At 67.5% G+C, this 25206-nt stretch carries 22 protein-coding genes; 14 read left to right on the top strand and 8 right to left on the bottom strand.

The genetic code is table 11. The features are described 5' to 3' along the window. Window positions 1-11 precede the first annotated feature (11 nt). Entirely contained in the window at window positions 12-1802 is a 1791-nt protein-coding gene (locus K4G53_RS03835) for an NAD(P)/FAD-dependent oxidoreductase (protein ID WP_221384183.1), read from the bottom strand. A gap of 152 nt (window positions 1803-1954) precedes the next feature. Here K4G53_RS03835 and K4G53_RS03830 point away from each other — a divergent pair, with 152 nt between their 5' ends. From K4G53_RS03830 to K4G53_RS03820, 3 genes are all read left to right on the top strand, one after another. After that, complete coding sequence (locus K4G53_RS03830; protein WP_221384182.1) at window positions 1955-3247, top strand: GAF domain-containing protein; 1293 nt, start codon at window positions 1955-1957, stop codon at window positions 3245-3247. Window positions 3248-3378: 131 nt separating this feature from the next. After that, window positions 3379-4968 carry an alkaline phosphatase gene (locus tag K4G53_RS03825; protein WP_221384181.1) on the top strand — a complete coding sequence of 530 codons (1590 nt, stop codon included), beginning with the start codon at window positions 3379-3381 and terminating at the stop codon, window positions 4966-4968. A 69-nt stretch (window positions 4969-5037) separates the two neighbouring features. Beyond that, a complete protein-coding gene (locus K4G53_RS03820; protein ID WP_308287816.1) occupies window positions 5038-5790 on the top strand; it encodes a hypothetical protein in 753 nt (250 codons plus the stop codon). Here K4G53_RS03820 and K4G53_RS03815 read toward each other — a convergent pair. Next, window positions 5783-7030: a S8 family peptidase gene (locus K4G53_RS03815; protein WP_221384180.1), complete on the bottom strand. Its 1248-nt coding sequence runs from the start codon at window positions 7028-7030 to the stop codon at window positions 5783-5785. The two genes, K4G53_RS03820 and K4G53_RS03815, sit on opposite strands and share 8 nt — an antisense overlap. 187 nt (window positions 7031-7217) lie before the next feature. On the opposite strand from K4G53_RS03815, the gene K4G53_RS03810 reads away from it, so the two are divergent. Further along, on the top strand, window positions 7218-7946 hold the full coding sequence (locus K4G53_RS03810) for a hemerythrin domain-containing protein (RefSeq protein WP_221384179.1): 729 nt from the start codon (window positions 7218-7220) through the stop codon (window positions 7944-7946). 5 nt (window positions 7947-7951) lie between these two features. Here K4G53_RS03810 and K4G53_RS03805 read toward each other — a convergent pair whose 3' ends face one another. Next, on the bottom strand, window positions 7952-8950 hold the full coding sequence (locus K4G53_RS03805) for a metallophosphoesterase (protein WP_221384178.1): 999 nt from the start codon (window positions 8948-8950) through the stop codon (window positions 7952-7954). Window positions 8951-9141: 191 nt separating this feature from the next. On the opposite strand from K4G53_RS03805, the gene K4G53_RS03800 reads away from it, so the two are divergent. Both K4G53_RS03800 and K4G53_RS03795 read left to right on the top strand, forming a co-directional pair. Further along, window positions 9142-9945 (top strand): alpha/beta fold hydrolase, encoded by an 804-nt coding sequence (locus K4G53_RS03800; RefSeq protein WP_221384177.1) that lies wholly within the window; start codon window positions 9142-9144, stop codon window positions 9943-9945. Between the two features lie 165 nt (window positions 9946-10110). After that, window positions 10111-11472, top strand: a complete 1362-nt coding sequence (locus tag K4G53_RS03795) for a right-handed parallel beta-helix repeat-containing protein (RefSeq protein ID WP_221384176.1) — start codon at window positions 10111-10113, stop codon at window positions 11470-11472. Here K4G53_RS03795 and K4G53_RS03790 read toward each other — a convergent pair. Next, window positions 11403-12434, bottom strand: coding sequence for a class I SAM-dependent methyltransferase (locus tag K4G53_RS03790; protein WP_308287815.1), 1032 nt, complete (start codon window positions 12432-12434; stop codon window positions 11403-11405). The genes K4G53_RS03795 and K4G53_RS03790 overlap by 70 nt on opposite strands. A 174-nt stretch (window positions 12435-12608) precedes the next feature. On the opposite strand from K4G53_RS03790, the gene K4G53_RS03785 reads away from it, so the two are divergent. After that, on the top strand, window positions 12609-13391 hold the full coding sequence (locus tag K4G53_RS03785) for a GntR family transcriptional regulator (protein ID WP_221384175.1): 783 nt from the start codon (window positions 12609-12611) through the stop codon (window positions 13389-13391). A 13-nt stretch (window positions 13392-13404) separates the two neighbouring features. Here the strand turns inward: K4G53_RS03785 and K4G53_RS03780 are convergent, their stop codons facing one another. Further along, window positions 13405-14685, bottom strand: coding sequence for a S8 family serine peptidase (locus tag K4G53_RS03780; RefSeq protein ID WP_221384174.1), 1281 nt, complete (start codon window positions 14683-14685; stop codon window positions 13405-13407). Window positions 14686-15032: 347 nt separating this feature from the next. Then, complete coding sequence (locus K4G53_RS03775; RefSeq protein WP_308287814.1) at window positions 15033-15815, bottom strand: IclR family transcriptional regulator; 783 nt, start codon at window positions 15813-15815, stop codon at window positions 15033-15035. Window positions 15816-15989: 174 nt separating this feature from the next. Here K4G53_RS03775 and K4G53_RS03770 point away from each other — a divergent pair, with 174 nt between their 5' ends. Further along, complete coding sequence (locus tag K4G53_RS03770) at window positions 15990-16808, top strand: Asp/Glu racemase (protein WP_308287813.1); 819 nt, start codon at window positions 15990-15992, stop codon at window positions 16806-16808. A 12-nt stretch (window positions 16809-16820) separates the two neighbouring features. After that, window positions 16821-18203 carry an SLC13 family permease gene (locus K4G53_RS03765; RefSeq protein ID WP_221384172.1) on the top strand — a complete coding sequence of 461 codons (1383 nt, stop codon included), beginning with the start codon at window positions 16821-16823 and terminating at the stop codon, window positions 18201-18203. A gap of 97 nt (window positions 18204-18300) precedes the next feature. On the opposite strand, the gene K4G53_RS03760 is transcribed toward K4G53_RS03765, so the two are convergent. Continuing rightward, window positions 18301-18921, bottom strand: coding sequence for a flavin reductase family protein (locus K4G53_RS03760; protein WP_221384171.1), 621 nt, complete (start codon window positions 18919-18921; stop codon window positions 18301-18303). 43 nt (window positions 18922-18964) lie between these two features. Between K4G53_RS03760 and K4G53_RS03755 the strand changes: the two genes are divergently transcribed. Next, a complete protein-coding gene (locus K4G53_RS03755; protein WP_221384170.1) occupies window positions 18965-19711 on the top strand; it encodes a haloacid dehalogenase type II in 747 nt (248 codons plus the stop codon). 48 nt (window positions 19712-19759) lie between these two features. Here K4G53_RS03755 and K4G53_RS03750 read toward each other — a convergent pair whose 3' ends face one another. Beyond that, window positions 19760-20602, bottom strand: a complete 843-nt coding sequence (locus K4G53_RS03750) for a triacylglycerol lipase (RefSeq protein WP_221384169.1) — start codon at window positions 20600-20602, stop codon at window positions 19760-19762. Window positions 20603-21096: 494 nt separating this feature from the next. On the opposite strand from K4G53_RS03750, the gene K4G53_RS03745 reads away from it, so the two are divergent. The 4 genes from K4G53_RS03745 (at window position 21097) to K4G53_RS03730 (ending at window position 25204) form a co-directional block, all read left to right on the top strand. Then, a complete protein-coding gene (locus K4G53_RS03745) occupies window positions 21097-22086 on the top strand; it encodes a 2-keto-3-deoxygluconate permease (protein WP_221384168.1) in 990 nt (329 codons plus the stop codon). Then, window positions 22083-23288 carry a four-carbon acid sugar kinase family protein gene (locus tag K4G53_RS03740; protein ID WP_221384167.1) on the top strand — a complete coding sequence of 402 codons (1206 nt, stop codon included), beginning with the start codon at window positions 22083-22085 and terminating at the stop codon, window positions 23286-23288. Before K4G53_RS03745 ends, K4G53_RS03740 begins: the two co-directional genes overlap by 4 nt. Further along, window positions 23288-24292, top strand: coding sequence for a 4-hydroxythreonine-4-phosphate dehydrogenase PdxA (pdxA, locus tag K4G53_RS03735; RefSeq protein WP_221384166.1), 1005 nt, complete (start codon window positions 23288-23290; stop codon window positions 24290-24292). The genes K4G53_RS03740 and pdxA overlap by 1 nt, the downstream gene beginning before the upstream one ends. Before the next feature lie 138 nt (window positions 24293-24430). After that, window positions 24431-25204, top strand: a complete 774-nt coding sequence (locus K4G53_RS03730; protein WP_221384165.1) for a DeoR/GlpR family DNA-binding transcription regulator — start codon at window positions 24431-24433, stop codon at window positions 25202-25204. Window positions 25205-25206 lie beyond the last annotated feature (2 nt).

Here is a 25206-nt window from a genome sequence, read left to right as displayed (position 1 = left end):
CTCGGACAGGTTCAGCGGGTGTGGTGGCTGGGCTGCAGGTCGTAGACGGGGGTGTCGAGTCCTTCCATCCGGGCCTTCAGCTGCAGCGCCAGGTAGGCGGAGTAGTGCCGGCTCTGGTGCAGGTTGCCGCCGTGGATCCAGAGGTTGGGCACGTTGGTGGGCTTCCACATATTGCGCAGCTCTCCCTCCCACGGACCAGGGTCTTTTGGCGTGTCTGAGCCATATCCCCAGCACTTGCCCACCCGGTCCGCGATGTCGGGCGAGACCAAGTCCGCCAGCCAGCCGTTCATGGAGCCGTAGCCGGTGGCGTACACAATGAGGTCCGCCTCCAGCTCGGTGCCGTCGTCCATGACCACGGCGTTGCCGGTGATCTTGGCGACCTGTCCGGACTTCAGCTTCACCCGGCCGTCGATGATCAGCTGGGAGGCGCCGACGTCGATGTAGTAGCCCGAGCCGCGCCGCAGGTACTTCACGAACAGGCCGGAGCCGTCCACGCCGAAGTCCAGGTCGAACCCGGCGGCCTCCAGCTGCGAGTAGAACTCCGCATCCCGTTTGGCCATCTCCTGGTACACCGGCACCTGGGCCTCCGGGAGGATGCGCATGGGCAGCGAAGCGAACAGCAGGTCGGCCTTTTCGGTGGTCACCCCGGCTGCGAGCGCCCGCTCCGAGTACAGGTCCCCCAGGGCCAGGTCCATGAGGGACTCGCTGCGGGCGATGTGGGTGGAGGAGCGCTGGACCATGGTGACGTCGGCGCCGTGCTCCCAGAGGTCAGCACAGATGTCGTGGGCCGAGTTGTTCGAGCCGATCACCACAGCCTTCCTGCCCGTCCAGTCCCCGCCGCCGGGGTGCTGGGAGGAGTGCCGCTGCTCTCCCAGGAAGGTCTCCGCGCCGTCGAACTTCGGGATGTTCGGGTAGCCGGAAACGCCCAGGGCGAAGACGAGCTGCTTGGGCCGGAGGGTCACCGGTTCGCCGTTGCGAAGGACGTTGACCGCCCATTCCTGCGTGCCGTCGTCGTACGCCGCCTTGACGCACTCGGTGCCGGACCAGTAGTTCAGCTCCATGATGCGCGTGTAGTGCTCCAGCCAGTCGCCGATCTTGTCCTTGGCGGCGAAGACGGGCCAGTCATCGGGGAATTTCAGGTAGGGCAGGTGGTCGTACCAGACGGGGTCGTGCAGGTGCAGCGATTTGTAGCGGTTGCGCCAGGAGTCGCCGGGGTTCTGGTTCTTCTCGACGATGATGGTGGGCACGCCCAGCCGCTTCAGCCTGGCAGCGAGGCCGATGCCGCCCTGGCCGCCGCCGATGATCACGCAGTAGGGCTGTTCCCCGTAGCCGAGCCGGGCTTCCTGCTCTTCCTTCAGCTCCTTCCAGGAGCGGCGCCCGCGGACGATCTCGTGCGCCACGCCCTGCTCGCGGCGCGGGCCTTTCTTCTCCTCGAAGCCCTTCAGCTCCTGCATGGTGGTCAGCAGCGTCCAGCATTTGCCGTTCCGCAGGCGCAGGTGGCCGTAGCCACGGGCGGCGCCGGTTTCGAACGTGAGCCAGGCTTCCACGTTGTCCGCGTCCCCGGTGGCATCCTCGGCGAGCGCCCAGTTCGCTGGCTGGACGCGGTCCAGCGTTGCTTCGAGCATGCGCCGGATGTCCGCCTTGCCTTCGAGGGTCTTGAGGTTCCAGGTGAACGCCACGAAGTCCCGCCAGTAGCTTTCGTCCTCGAAAAGCTCCAGGGCTGCGTCCACGTCGCGCCGCTGCAGCGCGTCATCCAGGCCGGCAAGCCAGGCCTGCGCGGCGGCGGTAGGTGTTGGGGTCATTTCCACTCCTTTGTGCTGTTCCATGGGCTCCGCCCGCCGTGCGGCCTGCGGTATGCTGGGGCGGGCGTGAGCTGCATCACTATTGGAGCGCGGCGGGGGTAACAGCGGCGTTACACGGATCCGGCAAGGGCGCCGGCTGCGAGGAGGGATGAGTGGACTACGGCCTGAGGTTCTCTGACCCGGCGTCGTATGCGCGGACGTTGCGGCGCGCGCATGAGCTTGTCATTTCCGGTGTGCCGCGGCCCGAAATCCCAGCCCGCCTTGCTGATTCGTGGCGCCGGTCCATGGCCCTGGGCATCAGCCCCGACCAGCACAGCCCGCGGCACCTGCACGACGTCTCCGAGGTGCTGGAACTTCGCCGGGAGCACCGGCTCCAGCGGGTCATGCCGGCACTCCACGACCTCCTAGCCGATGACTCGCGCTCCGGCCGGCACCTGCTGGTACTCACCGATGCCGGCGGCGAGGTCCTGTGGCGGGTGGGCAGCCCGGCCGTGCTGCGCCGGGCCGACCATCTGGAGTTCCTGGAAGGCGCGGACTGGTCCGAGGCCGGGATCGGCACCAATGCCATCAGCGAGGCGCTGGTTACCGGCGGACCCGTCCAGCTGTTCTCCGCCGAACACCTGGTCCGAACACACCATGAGTGGGCGTGCACGGCGGCGCCCATCACGGACCCGGCCACCGGACGGGTGCTCGGCGTGCTGGACGTCTCAGGCCCGCTCGACACGCTCAGCGCGGACACCCTGCGGATGGTGCGGTGCGCCGTGCGGGTGGCGGAGGCTTTGCTGGGAACGCCCGACGGCGGAACCTCATTGGGTGCCGTTCCCCCTGCAAGTGCGTCCCGCAGGCCCGCTTCCCATGCTGCCCGGCCTGCGGCTGCCGTGAAGTCGCTGGAGCTTTTGGGCGACAAGCCGGCCGTGGTCTTTGCGGACGGGAGCCGCGCCCCGCTGACGCTGCGCCGGGCGGAAATCCTGGCGCTGCTCGATTCGCGGTCCCAGGGGTGGCCGGCGGAGGAACTGGCGTATGAGCTGCACGGTGATGCCGGAACGCCGCAGGCCATCCGGACCGAGATGTTCCGGGTGCGCTCGATGCTGGGCGGCGCCGTGGAGTCCAACCCCTACCGGCTCGCCGCGGGGCTGGCCGGCCGGTCCGACTCGGGGCAGGTGCTGCGGCTGCTGCGCGAGGGCGTGGTTGCCGAAGCGCTCGAGGCCTACCGCGCTCCCCTGCTCAGCCGGTCCGGAGCCCTCGCGGTCCAGCTGCTCCGCGACCAGCTGGACATGGCGGTGGGATCTGCCGTGCGCTCCAGCAGCGATCCCGGCCTCCTGGTGCGCTGGCTGTCCACGGGCATGGGGGCGGGGGATCCGCTTGCCGTCGAGGCACTGGGCCGGCTGGTGGGCCGCAACGATCCGCGCTACCTGGCGTTCCAGGCTGCCTGCACAGTCGGTTGACCCGGCCCCGGTGGTTAACCTGCACGCCCGGCCACAGGCGCGAAGCGTGTCGACAATCCTTGTCACACCGTTAACCAGTCATTCACATCCTCCTCGGAACCTGTACAACGCCTGAAAATACGTTGGGAGCCATGGACAACATCTCCCGCAGAACCCTTATCTCCGCCGGCCTCGGGGCCGGCCTTGTCGCCGCACTGCCGAATGCCGCCGTCGCCGTTTCCACCGCGGACGATGCGGGCCTGCGCACCGATCCTTTCATGCTCGGCATCGCGTCGGGCGAGCCGTGGCCGGACGGTTTCGTCCTGTGGACCCGCCTGGCGCTCAACCCGGTGGCGGAGGACGGGCTCGGCGGAATGCCGTCGCGGCCGGTGGCCGTGCAGTGGGAGGTGGCCGAGGACCAGGGCATGCGCAACGTGGTGGCCCGCGGCGTGGAGCAGGCCCGTCCTGAAGCCGCCCACTCCGTGCACGTGGAGCTGCGAGGGCTGAAGGCCGGGCGCGAGTACTTCTACCGATTCCGCGCCGGCAAGCACCTCAGCCCGGTGGGCCGCACCCTGACCAGCCCGGCGCTGCACGAGACGCCCGCCGCCCTGGCCATGGCGTTCGCCAGCTGCGCCCAGTATGAACACGGCTACTTCACGTCCTACCGCCGCCTGGCCGAGGACCACCCTGACCTGGTCCTGCACCTCGGTGACTACCTGTACGAGTACAAGAAGGGCAGCTACGTGATCGGCGGCGGGAACCCGCGCGACCACGAGGGCCCCGAGACCGTCACGCTCGGGACCTACCGGCAGCGGCACGCGCAGTACAAGGCCGACGCCGACCTGCAGGCTGCGCACGCGATCGCACCGTGGGCAGTGGTCTGGGATGACCACGAGGTGGACAACAACTGGGCGGACGACGTCCCGGAGAACCAGGATCCCGCCCAGCTCAACGACAGCGTGGAGCACTTCCGGCAGCGCCGCGCCGCCGCGTTCCAGGCGTACTACGAGAACATGCCGCTGCGCCCGTCGTCCCTGCCGGCCGGCCCGGACATGAAGATCTACCGCAGGATCCAGTGGGGCCAGCTGGCAAACTTCCACATGATGGACACCCGCCAGTACCGGGACGACCAGCTCGCAGGCGACGGCTGGAAGAAGAACGTGGCGGAGCGGCTCGCGGAGGACCGGACCATCACGGGTGCGGAGCAGGAGAAGTGGTTGCTGGACGGCTTCCGGAACTCCACCCAGCGGTGGGACATCCTGGGCCAGCAGGTCTTCTTCGCCGAGCGGGACCGGGCCCAGGCCCCGGACGTGGACGACGTTTCCATGGACGGCTGGGACGGGTACGCGGCCTCCCGCCGCCGCATCACCCAGGGCTGGGTGGACGCGAAGGTGCGCAACGCCGTCGTGCTCACCGGCGACGTGCACCGGAACTGGGCCAACGACGTGAAGGTGGACTATAAGGACCCCGCCTCCTCCGTGGTGGGCTCGGAGCTGGTGTGCACGTCCGTCACGTCCACCGGCAACGGCACCGGCTCCACCACGGACGCCACCATGGCCTGGAACCCGCACCTGAAGTTCTACAACGACAACCGCGGCTACGTGAACACCCGCATCACAAAGGACGCGATGACCGCCGACTTCCGCGTCGTGGACCACGTGACGACGCCGGGCGCTCCAGTGTCCACGAAGGCCTCCTTCGAGATCCGCGACGGCGTCCCGGGGCTCCAGGCGCGGGCCTGACCTTCCACGGGCCACCGGCGGGACCTTCGGCACTTCTGGTGCCGGGGGTCCCGTGACACATTGGGGGCCGTGACTGGACGTCGACTGTGGCGGCGGGCGGGCAGCCGGCTGCGGGACCGGAAGTTACTTGCCCTGGCGGCGTCCCTCTGCGTGCAGATTGCCGCGTACCTGTTGTGGCGGCCGGCCATGCTGCGCTGGGGAACCGAGGGCACGGAAGCCACTGAGCCGCTGCCCGGCGATGACCTGGTTCCCCGGCCCACATTCCAGAGCACCCGGGCCATCACTATCGCCGCGCCGCCGGAGCAGGTGTGGCCGTGGATCGTGCAAATGGGAATCTACCGTGCCGGGTTCTACACCCACGACCTGGTGGAGCGTGCCATGTTCCGTGCCCGGTACGTGGAGGGAAAGCATTCCGCCACGCGCATCCATCCGGAACTCCAGGACCTAAAGGTGGGCGACAAGGTGCCCTACGGCGGCGGCGTTTACGCGACCGTCTCCCAGCTCGAGCCCAACCGGCACCTGGTGGCCGGGGAACAGTTCGTCCTGCGGCCCCTCCCGGGGAACCGCACCCGTTTCCTCGTCCGTTACCGCGGGATGGGGTACATCAGCGCAGCGGCCGCGGGCGCGGGTCCCGACGCCGAGTGGGTGACCCGGGCCGTGTCATCCGCCCTCCGGCACGTGCCCGGCGCGATGCTGCTGGCCCGCGCCATCGACCTTTTCATCGGCGACCCTCTGCACCACTACATGGAGGTCGGCGTGCTGCGCGGCGTCAAGCAACGCGCGGAGGCGGCCGGGGACCAGGCCGCGGCAGGGATTACTTGACGGCGTTGGCGGCGTTCACCCGGCCGTGCGCCCAGTACGTTTCGGTGCCGGGCTTGATCTCGCCCGAAGCCTCAACGTTGCTGCGCACTGACTTGTTCGTGGCATTGGCATGGGCGTTCCAGGCAAGGGCGGCCACGCCGGCAACGATGGCCGAGGACATCGAGCTTCCGTTCCCCACGTCGTACCCCAGGGCGCGGTGGTTCTGCGAGGCCAGGACAAACGGGTGGTTCGGGAACGTGGAAAAGACGTTCACGCCGGGGGCCGCGATGTCCACCCAGCTGGAGCCGTAGGTGGAGAACGACGCCTTCGCATCGTTGTTGTCGGTGGCGCCGACGGCGATGACATTCGTGTAGGCGCCCGGGTAGATCTTGGTCTGGTTGCCGCCGTTGCCGGCAGCGGCCACCAGCACCACGCCCTTGTTCCACGCGTTGTTGACGGCCGCTTCAAGAGTGCGGGATGCCCGGACGCCGAGGCTCATGTTGATCACCTTCGCACCGTTGCTGACGGCCCAGTCAATGCCGCTGGCAAGGCCGGAGCTGGAGCCCACGCCGCTGTCGTTCAGGACTTTGCCGGCCAGGATGGTGCAGCCCGGGCAGACCCCGGCCACCCCGATGCTGTTGTTTGTGCTGGCGGCAACGCTGCCGGCCACGTGCGTGCCGTGGCCGTAGTTGTCCTCATTGGTTGACGCGCTGCTGAAGTTGGCGCGGGCCACGACCTTGGGGGTGATGTCCGGGTTGTCGGTGGCGACGCCGGAATCCAGCACCGCTACTTTGATGCCGCCGCCGGTGGTGACGTTCCAGGCCTCGACGGCGTCCACATCGGCGTCCCTGGTGCCGCCGGCCACGGTTATCGGGTAGTCGGGGTTGTTGTTGGTGAACGACTGGCCGTCGTTCTGCAATGCATACTGCCTGGGGAAGAACTCGTCGGTGCTGGCCGCGCCGACGGCCTCGTCCGGTTCGGCGTACTCCACGGCCGGATTCCGGGTCAGGGCCTCGATGAGCTGGAGTTCCTTTCCTACGGGGACGGAGACCACGTGGGCGCCGCCGCTCCCGATCCCGGGACCTTGGCTGAGGCCGTGCCGGCCCAGCACGGCGGACGCCGCGCCACCGTCGCGGAACTTCACGATGATCTGCCCGGGGACGGCGGAAGAATCCGCCGCGGCGGTGCCCGGGGTTGCGAAGGTGATGGCTCCAAAGCCCATGACTGCTGCCGTGAGACCGGCGATGAAGAGTCTTCTCATGGAGGCTATCTTTGCGCCCACCCACGTCGGCTGGATAGGGGGAAAAGCCCCTGGTGTTGGTGCCGTGCGCACCCCGGGTCAGGTGCCGCCGTCGTACTCCTGCCTGCCCATTGTGCGCCCTGGCGCCCGGGGCTACGATGCTCGCGGGGAGAGGTCCTGGTTTCGCGAGACCGATAGGGGCCCCATCATGACCGCCGATTTCTTCACCATGCAGCCCGGCGAGACCGCAGCGCCATTGCCGCCGGGACCCGTCCTGTGTACCGGGACGGCGGCCATGAGGCGGATCCACCGCTTCTTCCTGTGGGCCTACGGCGAGGCACCCGGCCTGGTCCGCTCGGTGCGGGCGGGCGACACGGAACGGGCCGCGTATGTGGGCGAAGTGCTGGGGAACTTCGACAAGGTGCTCCATATCCACCACGAGGGCGAGGACCTGCTGATGTACCCGCAGCTGAAGGAGCGGGCACCAGCCTGTGCGCTGCACGTGGGGCTGATGCTCGAGCAGCACCGGCAGGTGACGCAGCGGCTGGACGCCATCGGGCCCGTCCGCCTGCGCTGGATGGAGACGGCGGACGAGGAGACGGCGGCGGAGTTGGCCGCGCTCTACGAGGACCTGTCGGCGCTCCTTAACGTGCACCTGCGCCGCGAGGTCACCGAGGTGATGCCCGCCGTGGACCGGGTGCTGACGGAGAAGGAAGCCGCCGCGGTGGGCCAGCACGGGATCAAGCAGTTCGACAAGAAGTTCATGGTCAGCTACCTCGGCATGGTGCTGTCCACCAATCCTCCGGCAGACCGGGCGGAACTGTTCAAGGAGATCCCGCCACCCGTCCGGCTCGCGTACCGCCTGGTGGGCCGGCGCATGTACCGGAAGCAGTATTCGATGCTCTTCCCGGGACGGCCGGTGCCGGAGACGCTGTAGGGGCTTTACGGACCCGGGCGCGTGCCCGAGTCCGTGCTCGTTCCCGACGTCGGCACGAAGTTCCAGTCGAAGGAACCGTCGGGGTGCAGTGTCAGCCGCAGGAACCCGTGGGTGTCGCTGAACCGCTTTTCGATGTACGGCGGGTTGCTGGTGAACGGCCGCAGGCCAATGCCTCCGGTGGAAACCTGGAACGCCGTCATCCCGTCGCCGACGCACTGGTCCGCGTTGTCCACCGGGCAGGACCGTTCGTAGTTGTGCTGGGACCCGGACAGGGTGAGGCGGACGCGGTGCTTCCACATCACGTCGATCCAGGGCTTGTGCTCCGTGGCCCGGCCGTGTTGGTCCGTGTCCGAGGTGAAGTAGGGCTCGTGGTAGACGACGGCGAGATACTTGCCTTCCGCCTGCGCGGCAGTGAGGTCCTTGTCCAGCCACCCCGCCAAAGCCCAGGCCTCGCCGGGGTCATACGTCCAGTACGCGGACGAGAGGAACACGAAATGCCATTTCCCGAAATCCTTTGAGTACGGTTGGGCGTTGCCAATGAACCCCCGCTGCTGGTTGATCGCCGCCTTGTCCGGGGCTCCCGGGCACTGGCCGTTCATGAAGTCGTCCAGGTCTTCGTTGCGGCCCGGTTTCCAGTCGTGGTTGGGGCTGGACACCCAGTACAACTTGCCCTTCGTGCCGCCCCACAGCTTCGTCCAGTACTTCACGTAGTCGTCGCAGCGCGGTTCAGCGTACTGGAAGTCCCCGAGCCCCAGGAACGCGTCGATTTCGTTGTTCTGGACCAGCTCGGAGATGGCCGCACCGTTGCGGCCGGAGGGGCTGTCCCGGCGGGAGGTCCTGACGCCGTTCATGTCACCCACTGCGGCGATCCGGACATCACCCTGCGGGTTGGGCGCGGGGGGATCCTCGGTACTGCAGCCTGCAAGGGAGGCGGCCAGGAGAACCGCGGCGGCGCCGGCGGCCGTTCCCCGGACGCGGCCGGGACGTGGGAGTGCTGACCGCATCCGGATTCCCCCTTTCGAGAAGCCGGACGGCAGCCGGCTTGCGGATGACACGACGCTCCCCAGCCCTTCGATAGTCGTAAGGGCGGGGACGGGTGTCAAGGGCCGCAGGCCTGAGGGGGCCCGTGGCAGGCCCTGGGGCGGGCCGCCAACTCCCCATTGTGCGCAGCCGGCACGGGCGTATGGTTTCTTGCATGGAACCGATTCGGGCCCTCTTGCTTCCTGGTTCAGTAGTCCCTGCGGACATCGCCTACGCGCCCCTGATTGAGGCCCTCGGCCCGGACGTGCAGGCCGTGGCCAAGGAACTGGAACTGTACAAGGGCGATGAACCGCCTGAGGGCTGGAACCTGGACACGGAGGTTAACGGTGTCCTCCGCGAAGCCGATGCGCTGGGGTGGCAGACGTTCCACCTGCTGGGCTATTCCGGCGGGGGCGCCGCGGCGCTGGCTTTCACGGCCACACACCCGGAACGGCTGCAGAGCCTGGCCCTGGTGGAGCCGGCGTGGGCCGGGCGCTGGGACTGGAGCCCCGCCTACGCGGAACACTGGAAGAAGTACGGGCAGCTGGAAGGGCTGCCCCCTGAGCAGTTCATGCCCGCCTTCATGAAGCTGCAGGTGAGGTCCGACGTCGTCCTTCCGCCTCCCCCTGATGGTCCCCCGCCGCCGTGGATGGCCAAGCGGCCCGCCGGAATCAGGGCCTTCATGCAGACCTTCAACAACTACGACCTCGACAGGTCACGGCTGGCCGCTTTCAGCAGGCCGGTGTTCTTTGCCCTTGGCGGGCTGAGCCATCCGGACGACTTCGGCGAGGTTGCAGCCCGGCTGGCCCGGGTCTTCTTTCCCGACTTTCACCTGGAGGTCTTCCCCCGGCGGCACCATTTCGATCCCCCTCACCGGGCGGAGCCGAAGCGGCTGGCGGAGGGGCTCCGCAGGCACTGGGCAGCGGCGGAAGGGCGGCCGGAGGGGCGGCCCCTACCGTCAACAACCGGCGCCCGCTGAACCCTCACCGGCCCGCCCGGGTGCGGGCCGCCGTCGTACGCCCCGCGCGGTATTACCTCCATTAACACGGCGCCAGGCGCCCAAGTCGCCGCCCACATAACAGTTCGACTACAATCTATGAATGCCCTTTTCCAAAAACCTTCGCATCGCCGTGCCCGGGACGCCATGTTGCTAGGGCGACGGACATTCCTGGAGCTGATCGGGGCAGCGGCCATCACTGCCGGCATCCCCAGCATGATTGCACGGGGCCCGGATCCCTCGCCGGCGCCCGGCGCCGCCCCTGTTGCTGCCCCCGCGTCCTTCGCGGCGGACCCGAACGCGCGGTATGTGAGCAGCATCGGGAACGACGCCAACCCGGGCACGAAGGCGGCACCCTGGCAGTCGCTGGCACGTGTCAGGGCGGCACTTGACGCCGGCGAAGTGGGGCGCGGGGATGCGGTCCTGCTGCGCCGCGGCGACGTCTTCCCGGGCGCGCTGCAGATCCCGGCGGTGAAGGGCACTTCCGGGGTGTTTACCCTCGGTGCGTACGGCACGGGCGAACTGCCGCAGATCAACGGCTACAAGGTCAGCGACGATGCGTGGGCACTGCACAGTCCCGGCGTCTGGAAGCTCAACCTGCGGCCCGGGTCCGGGCAGTTCAGCGGCAACACGGCCGGAACGTCAACCAACGTAGGCTTCCTGAAGGCCGGGGGCACCATCCACGGTTGGAAGCGGTGGAGCCTTGCCGAGCTGGCGCAGGACTGGGACTTCTACAGCGACGACACCTTCGTATACGTAAAGCTCGGCACCTCCCCGGGCGCCGGCGTCGGGATTGCCGTCAAGCAGCAGGGCTTCCGGCCGTCCTCCAACACCGCAGCTTCGGACCTGCACATCCTGGGCCACGGCGGCCACGGTGTCGGGATCTACGGCACCCGGAACGCGGAGGTCACCGGCTGCCTGATCGAGGAGATCGGCGGGTCCCAGCTGACCAAGACCACCCGGTACGGGAACGGCGTTGAGATCTGGATTGGCTGCGCGAACGTGCTGGTCCAGGGCAACACGATCCGGCAGACCTACGACACGGGCACCACCATGCAGGGCAGCGTCGAGGGAAACAACGTTGCGTGGACGGACTGCCGGTTCGTGGGCAACACCATCGAGAACTGCAACCAGAGCCTTGAGGTCTGGTCCCGGGGAATACCGACCGCCGGGACGGGACACATCCGGTGCGCCTTCACCGACAACGACTGCCGCGACGCCGGCATCTCCTGGGCCGCGAACATCCGGCCGGACCAGGCAGGCATGGGCACGCACCTGCTGACCTACGACATGCAGCTGCCGTGCGACATCGAGATCGCCCGGAACCAGTTCATCGGTGCCAAGGACAACTTCATGCGGGCCAGTGGCGACCGGCAGATCCCGGCAGGCATCAAGACCCACAGCAACACCATCGAGCTGGCCAGTGGTCAGAAGATTGCCTACCAGAATCCCGAAACCATCGAGCAACTCGATGCGTGGCGGGCGCGTACCGGCGCCGAACAGGGGTAGCCGCCGGGTCCCGACGACGGCGGGACCGCCCCCTGGGCGTGGCAGGCCCCAGCCGACCGGGCACGGCGCGTGCGATCAGGCCCGCTTTGGCTCCGTTGATGTGCCGGTTCGCGCAGCGCCCCGTTCTCCCCTGCCTTCGAGAACGTGAAGATGCCGTAGCGCATCGCACCGGTGCGGTAGGCCAGGATCAGGCGGGGAATGCCCAAAAAGGAGTTGCGGTTGCGTCCGCCAAGGGCAAGGCGGCGGGTCCCGGGATCGACGAGCAAGGCTTTGATGAGCCGGCGGGCGCAGATTGGCCAAGTGCGGGCGACGCGGCGGCTGACATCCTCATACCCGGTGACCGCAAAGCCCGCCGCCAGTGCCATTGCCTCATACTCCTGGCGGGTGCCCATCGAGGGCAGGCGCCCTTCGCGGCAGATGGGCTTGAGCAGGTGGCGGACCTTCCACCCCCTGGCGTCGGTCCCGGCGAGCCAGGCACATACGACCAACCGGCCGCCGGCAGTGAGCACGCGGTGCGCCTCGGCAAAGAACGCCTGTTTATCGGCCATGTGCTCGCTTGACTCAATCGCCCAGGCCGCATTGGCCGAGGCATCGGGCAGCCCATTGAAGAGCCAGTCACGGACCTGGATGTCGACGTCGGGCATTGGATGCGCGGCGGCGTACTGACCCTGTTCAGTGGAAACCGTGAAACCGGTGACGCGGACGCCACGCGTGACCGCGAGCCGTCTTGCGGTGGAGCCGTAGCCGCAGCCGATGTCCACGCACGCCTGGCCCGGCATGAGGTTCAGCCGGTCGCCCACGGCGTCCACCAGCGCCTCGACGGCCTCGCCGGGAGTCTCGCGACCCGTAGTCCACAGCCCGTGATGGACATGCTCGCCCCACACCCGGCGATAAATGGGATCGAGCTCGTCGTAGTGGTCCGCGACACCAGCCGCATCCTGAGCCATATCGGGGACGATCACGCGATGACACTACAACGGGGCTCCGTACCGGCGGAAGGGTCAGCGGCGGGAAGGGCAGCGTGAAGGAGAACTCCTGCCGGACATCCATCCCGGCCTGTTACTTGTCCAACAAACAGGTGCAACGTGTTCTAGGCTGGAATCCCCTGAGAAACCAACCACAGAGCGAGGCAAGACGTGCACCAGGACGCCGCCCGGTTCCTGTCCCAGCCGGTGGCCGCCCAGCCCGGCTCGCCGCTGCGCGTGGCGGTGTATTCTCGCATCGCCGAGGCCGTCCGCAACGGCCTCCTCACCCCCGGCTCCATGATCCCCACAGAAACCGAACTCGGCACGGACATGAAGGTCAGCCGCACGGTGGTCCGCGAAGCCCTCATGCTCCTCGAGGAGGACGGCCTCATCAGGGCGCGGCGCGGCGTGGGACGCTTCGTCTCGGATACGCTCCCCCGCATCGGCATCGAGCGCATCCAGCCGTTCGAGGACGTCCTCGCCGGCCCCGGCCAGCAGGTGGAGGTCAAGCGCACCCAGGTGGTCCGGCAGGCCGCCTCCGAGTTCGTCGCCCCCGGCATCGGCGTCGTGCCAGGCACCGACTGCTGGCTCTGGGAATCCGTCCTCATCCGCGACGGCGAGGCCATCGCCCACCTGCAGGAGAACGTCACCGCCCAGCCGGTCAGCGTCGGCAAGGGGACCGCCGCGCCCCTTGAAATAGAGGACGACGGCGCCGCCACCCTGCTTGCCGCGCTCAACAACCAGCTGGGCAGGTTAGCGGGACCGGGCGAGTGCCAGATCAGCCTCAGCCAGGTGGGGCCCAGCCGGGCGAAGCTGCTGAACCTCCGCCCGTCGGACCCGGTCCTGGTCCTGACCCAGTACGTCCGGCACGCGAACCGGCCCTTCTACCTGGCCAAATGCCTGGTCTCGGCCCGGGCCGGGCATCTTTCAGTAATGCAGCAGTTCCAGTCCTGAGAGAAACCGGCCCTTAGGGCGCAACGCACCCCACCGCCCGGCACGCGTTCACCCGCCCGTGGGCCCAGTAGCTCCCCGTCCCGGCGATGGGATCAGCAGTGGATTCCACCTTGGCACGGACGGCGGTGTTGGACGTGCCGGCGGACGTGCTCCACACAAGCGCGGCGGTCCCGGCGACGGCCGGTGATGCCATCGAGGTGCCGCTGAGGATGTCGTAGCCCTCGGAGCGGTTGTTCTGCGTCTCCAAGGCGAACACGTGGTTGGGGAAGGTTGAGTACACGCTGACCCCCGGCGCCGCGATGTCAACCCACTTGCCGTACGTGGAAAAGGACGCCTTGGCGTCGTTGTTGTCGGTCGCGGCCACGGCGATGACGTTCGGGTAGGCGCCGGGGTAGACCTGGGCCTGGGTCCCGCCGTTGCCGGCCGCGGCCACAATCACTACACCCTGTTTCCAGGCGTTGTTGACGGCGGCCTCGAGGGTGCGTGAGGACACACGCTGCCCCAGGCTCATGTTGATCACCTTCGCGTTGTGGGTGGCCGCCCAGTCGATGCCCTTGGCGATGGCCGAGCTCGAGCCGGACCCGCTGTCGTTGAGCACCTTGACGTCCAGGATGCTGCAGCTGGGGCAAACACCCGCAACGCCGATTGAGTTATCGGCGATCGCGGCCACGATGCCTGCCACGTGCGTGCCGTGGCCGTACCTGTCGTAATCATCGGGGCCAACGATCGTCGTGTCGCTGAAGTTCACGCTGTCGGCAACCTGTGGGGAGATGTCAGGGTTGTCAGCGGCCACGCCCGAATCGATGATGGCTACCCTCGTACCGCCGCCCGTGGTGACACCCCATGCCTCGACTGCGTCCACGTCGGCGTCATCCTTGCCCGCTGCAACCGTGACCGTGCCGGCGGTGTTCGTGAACGATTGCTTAACGTTCCGCAGCGCGTACTGGCTTCCGAAGTACTGGTCGTTGGTGGCGGCGGTGACCAGCTGGTCCGGTTCGGCGTACTCAACCATTGGGTTCCGGCTTAACGCCTCGATGAGCTTGAGCTCCTTGCCGTCGGGCACTTTGATGAGGTGCGCGCCGGTGCTGCCAATCAGCGGCCCGTCGCTGAGGCCGTGCTGGCGGAGGGCAGCGGCCGCTGCGCGGTCGTCGCGGAACTTGACCATGATGTGGCTGGGGACGGGGGACGGCGATGCGGGGGTTGACTCGACGGCTGCGTTGCCCGGAACGGCGATCGTGACGGCGCTGAGCACCATCACGACCGCTGCGAGACCTGCCGGAACTATTCTTTTCATGCCGTTATCTTGCGCCCCACGAGTAACAGCTGGATAGGGCTGGCCTCACCCATGTGGGTTTCCGCCAGCCCGGACGGGGGGCGGCGCGGCTTTGCCTGCCGCGCTGAACAACGAGCTGGGCTGGCTGCGGCACAGGCGCCGTCACTGCAGGAAGCAGCTGACCAGACGGCCGTGGCCTGCGCGGCGAACGGCGCCACGGGCACGACGCCGAGGCTCGCCCCGATCCCGAACGACGCGCCGTTGATGCCGGGCAGCGCGGCCGGGTGGTGGGCCCAATACGCACTCCCGCGCCCGGGCAACGGGGCTGGGCCCGTCCGGCGCACGGCCTGCAGCCTACTCAGGCGCCTTCAGCCGGCGGCCTGGCTGCTGTCGTACCCCAGTGCACGGCTGGCTTCCAGCCCCGCACGGGCCACCACCGGCCCCAGCCGCTCAACATCGGCGGGCCCGATCCGCTGCGTGGGGAACCCCAGGCCCACGGCGCACGCAAGCCGCCCGGCGTGGTCGAAAACCGGCGCGCTGATGGAACCCACATCCTGGTTGCGTTCCCCGAAGGCTGCAAAATACCCCTGTTCGCGGGCAACGGCCGCCTGCTTCCGCAGCGTCTCCAGGGACACGGGGGTTTCCGGCGTAAAGCCCTCAAGCCCGTGTTCGTCCAGGGCATCCCAGGCGCCGGGATCGAAGGCCAGGAAAATCTTGCCGGGGGCGCCTGCATGCAGCGGCATGACCATGCCCACCATGAACGGCCGCATCACCACGTGCCGCGTCTCGGCCACCGCAACGATGGTCCGGAACGCCCCGTCGCGGACGTACAGGCACGCAGTTTCACCGGTTTCGTCGCGCAGTTGCTGTAGAACCGGCCTCACCAGCCGCACCACGTCCAGCCCGAACGTCCCGGGGGTAGCCCAGCGAACCAGCCCGATCCCGATCCGGTACTGGTCGCCGTCGCGGTCCAGGAATCCCTCACGGAGCATGTTCTGGACCAGCCGCTGGCAGGTGCTGGACGGCAGTCCTGTCTTGCGGATGATCTGCTGCAGCGTCGGCTCGGGCTCCTCCACCGAGAAACAGTCCAGGATCTCCGCCACCTTATGCAGGACCAACAGGGGCGAGGCCCCAGCTCCCGGTTCCTTCACCACTGTCTAAACGCCCTTTCAAATCTGCTTCTGCCAGCCTCCAGCTTAGTGAGCCGGAAGCAGCGTGAGGGATGTGATCCGTTTGACATTCCGCTGGAGTGACCCACATCATGGGATTAGAACCCACTTTATGGGTTTTCGAACAAATCCCCAACACAACGACGTGGAGAATCCATGAGCACCCCCGCAGCAACCTGTGAAACAGCCCCCGAGCCCAAGCGCCCCGGGATGAGCCGGGTGGGACTGATCGTTCCCAGCTCCAACACCACCATGGAGACCGAACTGCCGGAACTGTTCCGGCGCCAGGCCGAGGCAACCGGCCACAAGTACACCTTCCACTCCGCCCGCGCCGGCATGAAGAAGGTCACCAAGGAAGAACTGCTGGCCATGGTGGGCAAGGCAGCCCAGTGCGCCGAAGCGGTCTCCGACGCCGACGTGGACGTCATCGCCTACGCCTGCCTGGTGGCCGTCATGGCCCAGGGCCCCGAAGCCCACGGGGGCTCCGAAAAGGTCATCGCCGACGCCGCCGCCGGCAATGGACACCCCGCCCCCGTCACCAGCAGCGCCGGCGCCCTGGTCCGCACCCTGCACGAAATCGGTGCCCAGAAGGTCGCCATGATCACCCCCTACATGAAGCCGCTGACCAAGATGGTGGTGGACTACATCGAAGGCTCGGGCATCACGGTGCTGGACGCCATCAGCCTCGAAGTAGCGGACAACCTCGAAGTCGGCTGCCTTGACCCGCAGAACCTCCCCGCACTGGCCCGCAGCCTGCAGCGCGAAGGCGCAGACGCCGTCGTCCTGTCCGCCTGCGTCCAGATGCCGTCACTCGCCGCCGTCCAGGCGGTGGAGGACGAGCTCGGACTCCCGGTCATCACGGCCGCCACGGCCACCACCTACGAGATCCTCAAGGCGCTCGGCCACACCCCCGCCATCACCGGAGCGGGCAGCCTCCTGTCCGGCGCCGGCGTCCTCACCCCGGCGAACACCTAGGCGGGCCGCACCATGTCGCTCTCAATAATCGCGTTCCTGGTGCTGGTGGCGGCCTTCGCCGTCGGTTCCTTCACCAAGATCAATGCCGGACTGCTGGCCACCGTCGCCGCCTTCGGCGTGGGCACCCTCCTGGCCGGCATGTCCGTCAAGGACGTCATCGGACAATTCCCCGCCGGGCTTTTCTTCATCCTGGTGGGCGCCACCTTGCTGTTCGCCATTGTCCGGATCAACGGCACCATCGACCTGCTGGCCTATTGGGCCGAACGGCTCGCCGGCGACCGGAAGATCCTGGTCCCCATCCTGATGTTCCTGCTGACCGCAGCCCTGGCTTCCGCCGGCGCCTTCACGCCAGCCGCCATCGCCATCGTGGCGCCGGTCGGCCTGGCACTGGGCGCACGGTTCGGCATCAGCACCCTGGCCATGGGCCTGGTCATCGTCCAGGGCGCGAACGCCGGCGCGTTCTCCCCGGTCAACCCCTTCGGCGTCCTCGGCAACAAAATGCTGGACGGTGCAGGCGCCTCAGATGATTCATTCAAGCTCTACGCGTACTGCTTCATCTTCAACGCCATCCTTGCCGTGATCGCCTACGTCCTGGTGCAGGCCATCATGAAGCGCCGGGCAGCCAAGGCGGAGGCGCGTCAGGCGGACGGCGGCAAGGCCATTAAGAACGACGGCGGCGCTGACGCCCCCTCAGGCGGCAGTGTTTCAGGTTCCGGCGGCGCCGGAACGGCCGTCCTCACCGCACCGGCACAGACTTCCGTGGCTGCCGGGACCAGGACCCGCCCGGAAAAGGTGGCCGCAACCCCCATGCGTATCCTCACGCTGGTGGGCATCGCCTCTCTGCTGGTGCTCACCACGGTCCTGGGACTTGATGTGGGAGTTGCCTCGCTGGTCATCGCCGCGGTCTTGATCGTCCTGGACTCCAACGTGCAGAAGCCGGCAGTGGAAAGCATGCCGTGGTCGGCCATCATCCTGGTCACCGGCATCGTCACCTACGTGGGCATGCTGGAGAAAATGGGTGCGCTGAAGGAACTCCAGGAAGGCATCGCAGGCCTGGGCAACAGCTCCCTCGCCGCCCTGATCGCCAGCTACGTGGTGGCCATCGTGTCAGCCTTCGCCTCCACCACCGGAACCCTGGGTGTCATCAGCCCGGTGGTCGTGCCCATCGCCATGGACCCGCTGCTCACGCCCGTGGGAGTGGTGACGGCCATCGCCATCAGCTCCTCGGTGGTGGATGTCAGCCCCATGTCCACCAGCGGGGCCCTGCTGATGGCCAGCGCGCAGCCCAAGGACGAACGGATGTTCTTCCGCGCACTGCTGCTGTGGGCCATCGCGATGATCGGCGTGGTGCCGCTCCTCGTCTGGTTCCTGTTCGTCCAGCTCGGGCTCGGCTAAGAGGCTCATGCTGAAGGGAGAGGGACGTCCATGCCGGGCGTCCCTTTCCCTTTCCCGCACAACGGGGGTTGACGGCACCAGCGGGGTTTGGCGGCACCTAGGCCTTCGGCCGGAAATCGCCCGGCCAGTCCTTGAGCCGGATCCGGCCGAGGTCCTGGATGGCGCCAAGCGTGCCCCACTCGTCCAGGCCGAGCCGGGCCAGTGGCTCCAGCAAGTCGATCCGCGGATGGGTGCCATCGAGCACGGCATCGCTCACGGCGGCATGCGTCACTTCGCCGAAAACAAGGGTGGAGTCCCCGATCGGCAGCACGGAATGGAGGCGGCATTCGAGCACGGCCGGTGACTCCTTGACGCGGGGCGCGGCCACGGTGAGGCTCGGCTCCCGGGTCAGGCCGGCGGCGTCGAACTCGCTGACCTGAGGTGGGAAATTGGTACCGGTGGCATTGACCTCCTCAAGGAGTGCGGCCGGAGCCAGGTTGACCACGAATTCCCCTGACTCCGTGATGTTGCGGAGCGAATCCTTCTCGCCCACCGACGTGAACTGCACGATGGGCGGATTCGTTGACGCCACGGTGAAGAAGGAGTGCGGGGCCACATTGTCAATGCCCTCCGGAGAGACGCTCGAAACCCATGCGATGGGCCGGGGCACCACCACTGCGGTCAGCAGCCGGTAGAAATCGCGGGCGGACGTCGCCGTGGGACTGAAATCAGTTCGCATGCTGCCAGACTAACGGTCAGGGCAGCCAGGAAGGACACAGCTCATGGGGTTCCAGCCGTACCGTTCACCATCAACCGGACGGCCAGTGCGGGCCGTCCTCTTCGACACCTTCGGGACGGTGGTGGACTGGCGCACCGGCGTGGCAAGGGATGTGGCAGCTTTCGCCACGGAACACGGGCAGGACCTTGACGCGGACGCCTTCGCCGACCAGTGGCGGGCCCTCTACCAGCCGGCCTTGGACGCCATCCGCTCCGGACAGCGAAGCTTCACGAAGCTGGACACCCTCCACCGCGAAAACCTGGACGAGGCGCTCCGCCATTACGGCATCAATCCGGACCGGCTGCCCGGGGAGAGCCTGGAGGAGCTGAACAAGTCCTGGCACCGGCTGCCGCCCTGGCCGGACAGTGTGCAGGGCCTGGCAAGGATCCGCCGCCGGTACATCGTGGGGCCGCTGTCCAATGGCAACACCCCACTGTTGCTGGACGTGGCAAAGAACGCCGGCCTGCCGTGGGATGTGATCGTCGGCTCGGACATGACGCGGACCTACAAGCCGTTGCCCCAGGCGTACCTCCGGACTGCTGAATTCCTGGACCTCCACCCTGGTGAGGTGATGCTGGCGGCGGCCCACAACAGCGACCTGCTGGCTGCCCGGGAATCCGGACTGGCCACGGCGTTCGTGGGCCGCCCCACCGAATACGGGCCCGGCCAGGTGGCGGACCTGGCCCCGGAAGGCGACTGGGACCTCGCAGCGTCACGCATCACAGAACTGGCGGACCAACTCGGAGCCTGAACCGTAGGTCGCGAGCCGGAGCCGGAGCCGGTCCGCCGGTTTCATTGGCTAGAGGCAGGCTGGCTGGTAGGCAGGGTCTGCGGGACCCGATGGCTGGGCCAGGGCGTTGCCGACGAGCTGGTGCACCACGGGATCGTTCGGCGTCTGGTCGTGCTCGAAGACATCGGCCGGGCACTTGTCCTGGATGGTGATGTTGGTGACCTGCCGGGCAGAGCCGCTAAGGAACTGGCTGTTGTAAGGGATGACCACCTCGTCGTAGACCGTGGAGATGACCGTGTATGAGGGACCGGCGACCGTATCGCCGATGGAGTTGAGCTCCTGCATGAAGGCCGAGCCGGCTTGCTGGTCCGCACAGGCCGCACAGCCCGCGGCAGTGTAGTCGGGCGTGGGCACCAGGTCCGGCGGCGGGAGGATCAGCCCTTCGGTTCCGTGGTTGGACGGTGCGATACCAACAAGGTGGTGGACATACTTTGCACCGCCCAGGAAGCCCATGTAGTACCGGGGCATCATGCCGCCCTGGCTGTGGCCCACCAGGTCCACCTTCTTGGAACCCGTGGCGGAGCGGACGGCGTCAACGAATGGAGCGAGCTCCTTGGCGGACTCTGCCACCGGCGCCGTCGCATAGACGCCGTTCGTTTCGCCGTAGTTAAGGGCGAAGACGCAGTACCCCTGGCTCTTGAGGTACGGCGACAGGGTGGACCAGTTCTTCTCCATGCTCTCGAAGGTTCCCGGAACCAGGACCACCGGATACGGGTGCTCTGCGGACGGTTTGCAGGACCAGTCGTTGGCCCCCGGCGGGGAGATTTCGACGGCTTGGGCGGGGGCGGCCATCAGGGATGAGGCGAGGACCGCGCCGGCGGCAACGGACAGCGCCCGGGTAAGGAATGACATGGAAACCTCTTTGTTCATCTGTCTACGGGGGCGGCCGGAGCTGCTGGTCTTGGGGTCCGTAAGCTCCGGCCGGGGTTTTCCATGCTGGCAAAGTTGCCGTGCCTCCGCAGCGGATCTGAACAAACGTGCGGCGGGAACGGAGGCCGGGAAGGGTGTTCCTGCCGTGGTTTCCGGATCAGTTCACCGGCATTGTTACTGGCCAGTAGCGTGTTGCGGCAGGATCCCGGCGCACTAAGCGCTCAGGAGCGCGTGCACGAATGTGCAGCGCATGGCTCTGCGGCGGGCGCTGATGACGGGAAAGTTTGTCACAGGCTGAGATTAAGGCCGGCCCCTGACAATTACGACGGCGGCAGGTCAGGTTGGGCGGCAGGCGCTCCGTTTGCGCGTTTCGCGCAAATTCTCTTGCGCTAATCGCGCAACATTCGCTAGGATCTACAACATGCTTCGAGCTTCTTGCTCGGCCTCCCCTCCCCAAACAACAATGAGGTTGCTTTATGTCTGTCCCGATCAAGGCCACCATGGAAAAGGTTCCTGGTGGCATGATGCTGATCCCCCTGCTCATCGGTGCCGTGCTTGGCACCTTCGCCCCGGATTCCGCAAAGTTCTTCGGATCCTTCACCGGCGCACTGTTCACCGGCGGCACCACGATCCTCGCGGTGTTCTACGTCTGCATGGGCGCGAGCATCGATATCAAGGCCACGCCCTACATCCTGAAAAAGGGCGGCGTCCTTTTCGGCAGCAAGGTCCTTTTCGCGATCCTCATCGGCGTCATCGCCGGCAGGTTCATGGGTGAACTTCCCATCGACGGCGGCCTGCTTTCGGGCCTCTCCGTCCTGGCCATCCTTGCCGCCCTCAACGACACCAACGGCGGCATGTACATGGCCCTCATGGGCCAGTACGGCAAGCCCAAGGATGTGGCAGCCTACTCCGTAATGACGCTGGAGTCCGGCCCCTTCCTGACCATGGTTACCCTCGGCGTCGCCGGCCTGTCGGCTTTCCCGTGGCAAGCCCTGGTGGGAGCCATCATCCCCCTGCTCCTCGGCGCGATCCTGGGTGCCCTCGACCCCGCCATGCGCAAATTCCTGTCTTCCGCGGCGCCCGTGCTGATTCCGTTCTTCGCCCTGGCCCTGGGCTTCGGCCTGAACCTGGGCCAGGTCCTCAACGCCGGACTGCTCGGAGTTGCCTTGGGCCTGTTCGTACTCATTGTCGGCGGCGCCGTGCTCTTCTTCGCGGACAAGCTGACCGGCGGCTCGGGTATCGCCGGACTCGCGGCAGCAACCACGGCCGGCAACGCCGCCACCGTTCCCATGCTGGTGGCCGCAGCCAACCCGGCCTACTCGGCCGCAGCCGGTCCCGCTACGGTTCTGGTGGCAGCCTCCGTAGTGGTGACCGCCATCGGCTGCCCCCTCATGGTCGCTTGGTACGCTAAGCGCCTGAAAGCCAAGCAGCCCGTGGAAACCCCCGAGGTGGCCCCAGCAGTATGAGCACCACCGCAGCCAAGCGCTGGGCAATCATCGCCGACGACCTGACGGGAGCGGCCGATGCGGCCGCAGCCTACGGACCCACCCACAGCAGCTCCGTCATCCTGGATCTGGACTCCACGTGGCCGGACGCGGACATCCTGTCGGTCAACACCGAGAGCCGCTACCTGTCCGCCCAAGATTCAGCGGCGGCCGTCACAGCGGCTGTGGCACGCGCCCTGGAGCAGGACCGGCAGGTTTTCAAGAAGATCGACTCGCTGCTTCGCGGCAACGTCGGTGCCGAGGTTGCCGCAGCGCTGGGCCGCGTTAGTGAAGGCCGCAGCAGGGGCCTGGCCCTTGTGGCCCCCGCCTTCCCGGGTACGGGACGGACAACCGTTGGCGGCCTGGTCCACGTCAACGGTGCGCACAACGCGCAGGGAAGCTTCGACGGCGACGTCGCGGCGGCGCTTGCCGCCGGCGGTCTTTCGACTGAACTCGTGGACCGGGAAGCACACCTCACCCCGGAGGAACTGGCCGCGCACCTGCGCAACGTGCAGGAACTCGGGCGTGACGCCGTCGTACTTGACGCTGTTTCCGACGACGACCTGAAGCACATCGCCGCGGCTGCGGCCCTGCTGGACTTCCCCGCCCTCATGGTGGGTTCCGGCGGACTGGCCGGGCACATTGCCCCGCGTGGAGAAGGACGGGATGTCCTTCGTGCACGGGCGCGGCATGTGACTCGCACGTTGACCGTGATCGGCAGCTATTCAGCCCTGGCGAGGCAGCAGACGGAGGCGCTGGTCGCGGCAGGGGCCGAGCACGTCACCCTGGACCACCAGGCGTTGGAGGATCCGGCAGCTGCGCGGAAGCTTGCGGCGGCGATGCTGCGGACAGACGTCGTGTTGACCCCCGATCCCATGGGAGCGGTGGACAAATCGCAGGCGCTGGTGGTGGCGGAGGCCCTGGCACGCGCCACTGCTGCCGGCGTTGAGCACTGCGAGGCGCTGGTCCTGACGGGCGGGGAAACCGCCACGGCGGTCCTGAAGGCCTTGCGCGCCGGCAGCTTCACCGTCATCGGGGAAATTGAGCCCGGCGTCGTCATGAGCCTGCTGCCGGAGCCCCTCCCCCTGCTGGTCACCAAGGCCGGCGCGTTCGGGGATGCCGGCACGCTGGCCAGGACCAAAGAGTTTTTCACTAGTACAACGACTGAAATGAGTAGCAAATAATGGGACGCCCGATTGTAGCCATCACCATGGGCGACGCGGCCGGCATTGGCCCGGAGATCATCGTCAAGGCCTTGGCGGACAGCGAACTCCGGTCCAAGGCACAGATGCTGGTCATCGGCGATCTGCGCCGGATGCAGCTCGCCGCGGACATCGTTTCCAGCCCACTGACCCTGCGCAAGGTCACTGAACCGTCGGAGGCTTTGTTCCAGGAAGGCACCATCGATGTGCTGGACATCGACTGCATCCCGGAGGACCTCGCCTGGGGTGAGCTGTCAGCCGCAGCCGGGCACGGTTCGTACCTCTTCATTGAGAAGGCCGTGCAGTTGGCGATGGACCGCCAGGTGGACGCGATCTGCACTGGACCGCTCAACAAGGCGGCCCTGCATGCGGCCGGGCACAAGTTCCCCGGCCACACGGAGCTCCTCGCCGAACTGACCGGCACCGAGGAAGTCTCCATGATGCTGACCGCCCCGAAGATGCGCGTCATCCACGTGACCACCCATATTGGCCTCATCGACGCGATCGCCAAGATCAACGGGGACCTTGTCTACCGGACCATCAAGCGCGGGTACGAGCTGCTGCGAACCTCCGGCATCGAGAACCCGCGGATTGCCGTGTGCGCCATCAACCCCCACGCGGGTGAGAACGGCCTGTTCGGCTACGGCGAGGAGGCGGAGAAGATCCAGCCGGGCATTGAGAAGGCCCAGGCTGACGGTATCAACGCCTTCGGCCCGCTCCCGGCCGATACCCTGTTCTTCCTCGCCGGCCGCGGCGACTTCGACCTGGTGGTGGCGCAGTACCACGACCAGGGCCACGGCCCGGTGAAGGTCCTCGGCCTGGAGAACGGCGTGAACATCACCGTGGGGCTTCCCGTGGTGCGCACGTCCGTTGACCACGGCACGGCCTTCGACATTGCCGGCAAGAACATCGCGGACCACGAGTCGCTGCTCGAGGCGCTGCGGCAGGCAGTGGACCTGGCGCCGGCCCGCGACGAGGCTGCCTGATCAATTCCAAGGGTGAAACGGCCGGTCAGCGTAGAATTGCTGACCGGCCTTGCCGTCCCTGCTGCCGCTGTTTCTTTGGGGGCCGGAACTAGCATGGGTAGCACTGCCACCGCAACGCCCACGGGAAGGAGACCGGGAATGCTCAGCGCAAACGCGCGGCGCGAGGAGATCTACCACCTTGCCGTGACCACCGGCCTGGCCTCCGTGGAGGAACTCTCTGCCCGGTTCGAGGTGACCGCCTCCACCATCCGCCGCGACCTGGCCCTGCTGAATTCGCAAGGGAAGCTTGCCCGGACCTACGGCGGGGCCATGGCCCTGGGCGCGCACCCGGAGGCGTCGCTGCGGCAGCGCACCGGCGAGGCGTTCGAGCAGAAGCACGCCATCGCCCGGTGGGCCGCGGCGGTGATCCAGCCCGGGGAGAACATCCTGCTCGACGCCGGCTCCACCGCAGGTGCCCTGGCGCACGAGCTGCGCGGGTTCGACCGGTTGTCCGTGACGACGCCGGGTCTCAACACGCTGCAGGAACTCGCCGATTCGGCGGGCATCGAGGTGGACTGCCTGGGCGGCCGGCTCCGTGGCGTTTCGCAGAGTTTCGTGGGCCCGCTGGCCGAGGCGGCGCTGGAGCGGATGAGCTTCGACCGGGTGTTCCTGGGCGCCGACGCCGTCACCGCCGAGGACGGCATCTGCGAAGCCGACCACGCCCAGACCCGGCTCAAGGAGCTCATGGCCAGGCGCGGGCGTTTGGTTTATGTTTTGGCGGACTCCTCCAAGCTGGGGGTGCGGCCGTTCCACGCGTGGGCGCGCCTGGCACTCCCTTGGACCCTGGTGACGGACGACGGCGCCGATCCCGCCCAGGTGCAGAAGTTCCGCGACGCGGGGGTACAGGTTGAGGTGGCGGCCGTCAGCGGGTAAGT

The sequence above is a fragment of the Arthrobacter sp. MAHUQ-56 genome, assembly GCF_019710585.1.
GTDB lineage: Bacteria > Actinomycetota > Actinomycetes > Actinomycetales > Micrococcaceae > Arthrobacter.
This window is presented reverse-complemented; position numbering and strand designations above follow the sequence as displayed.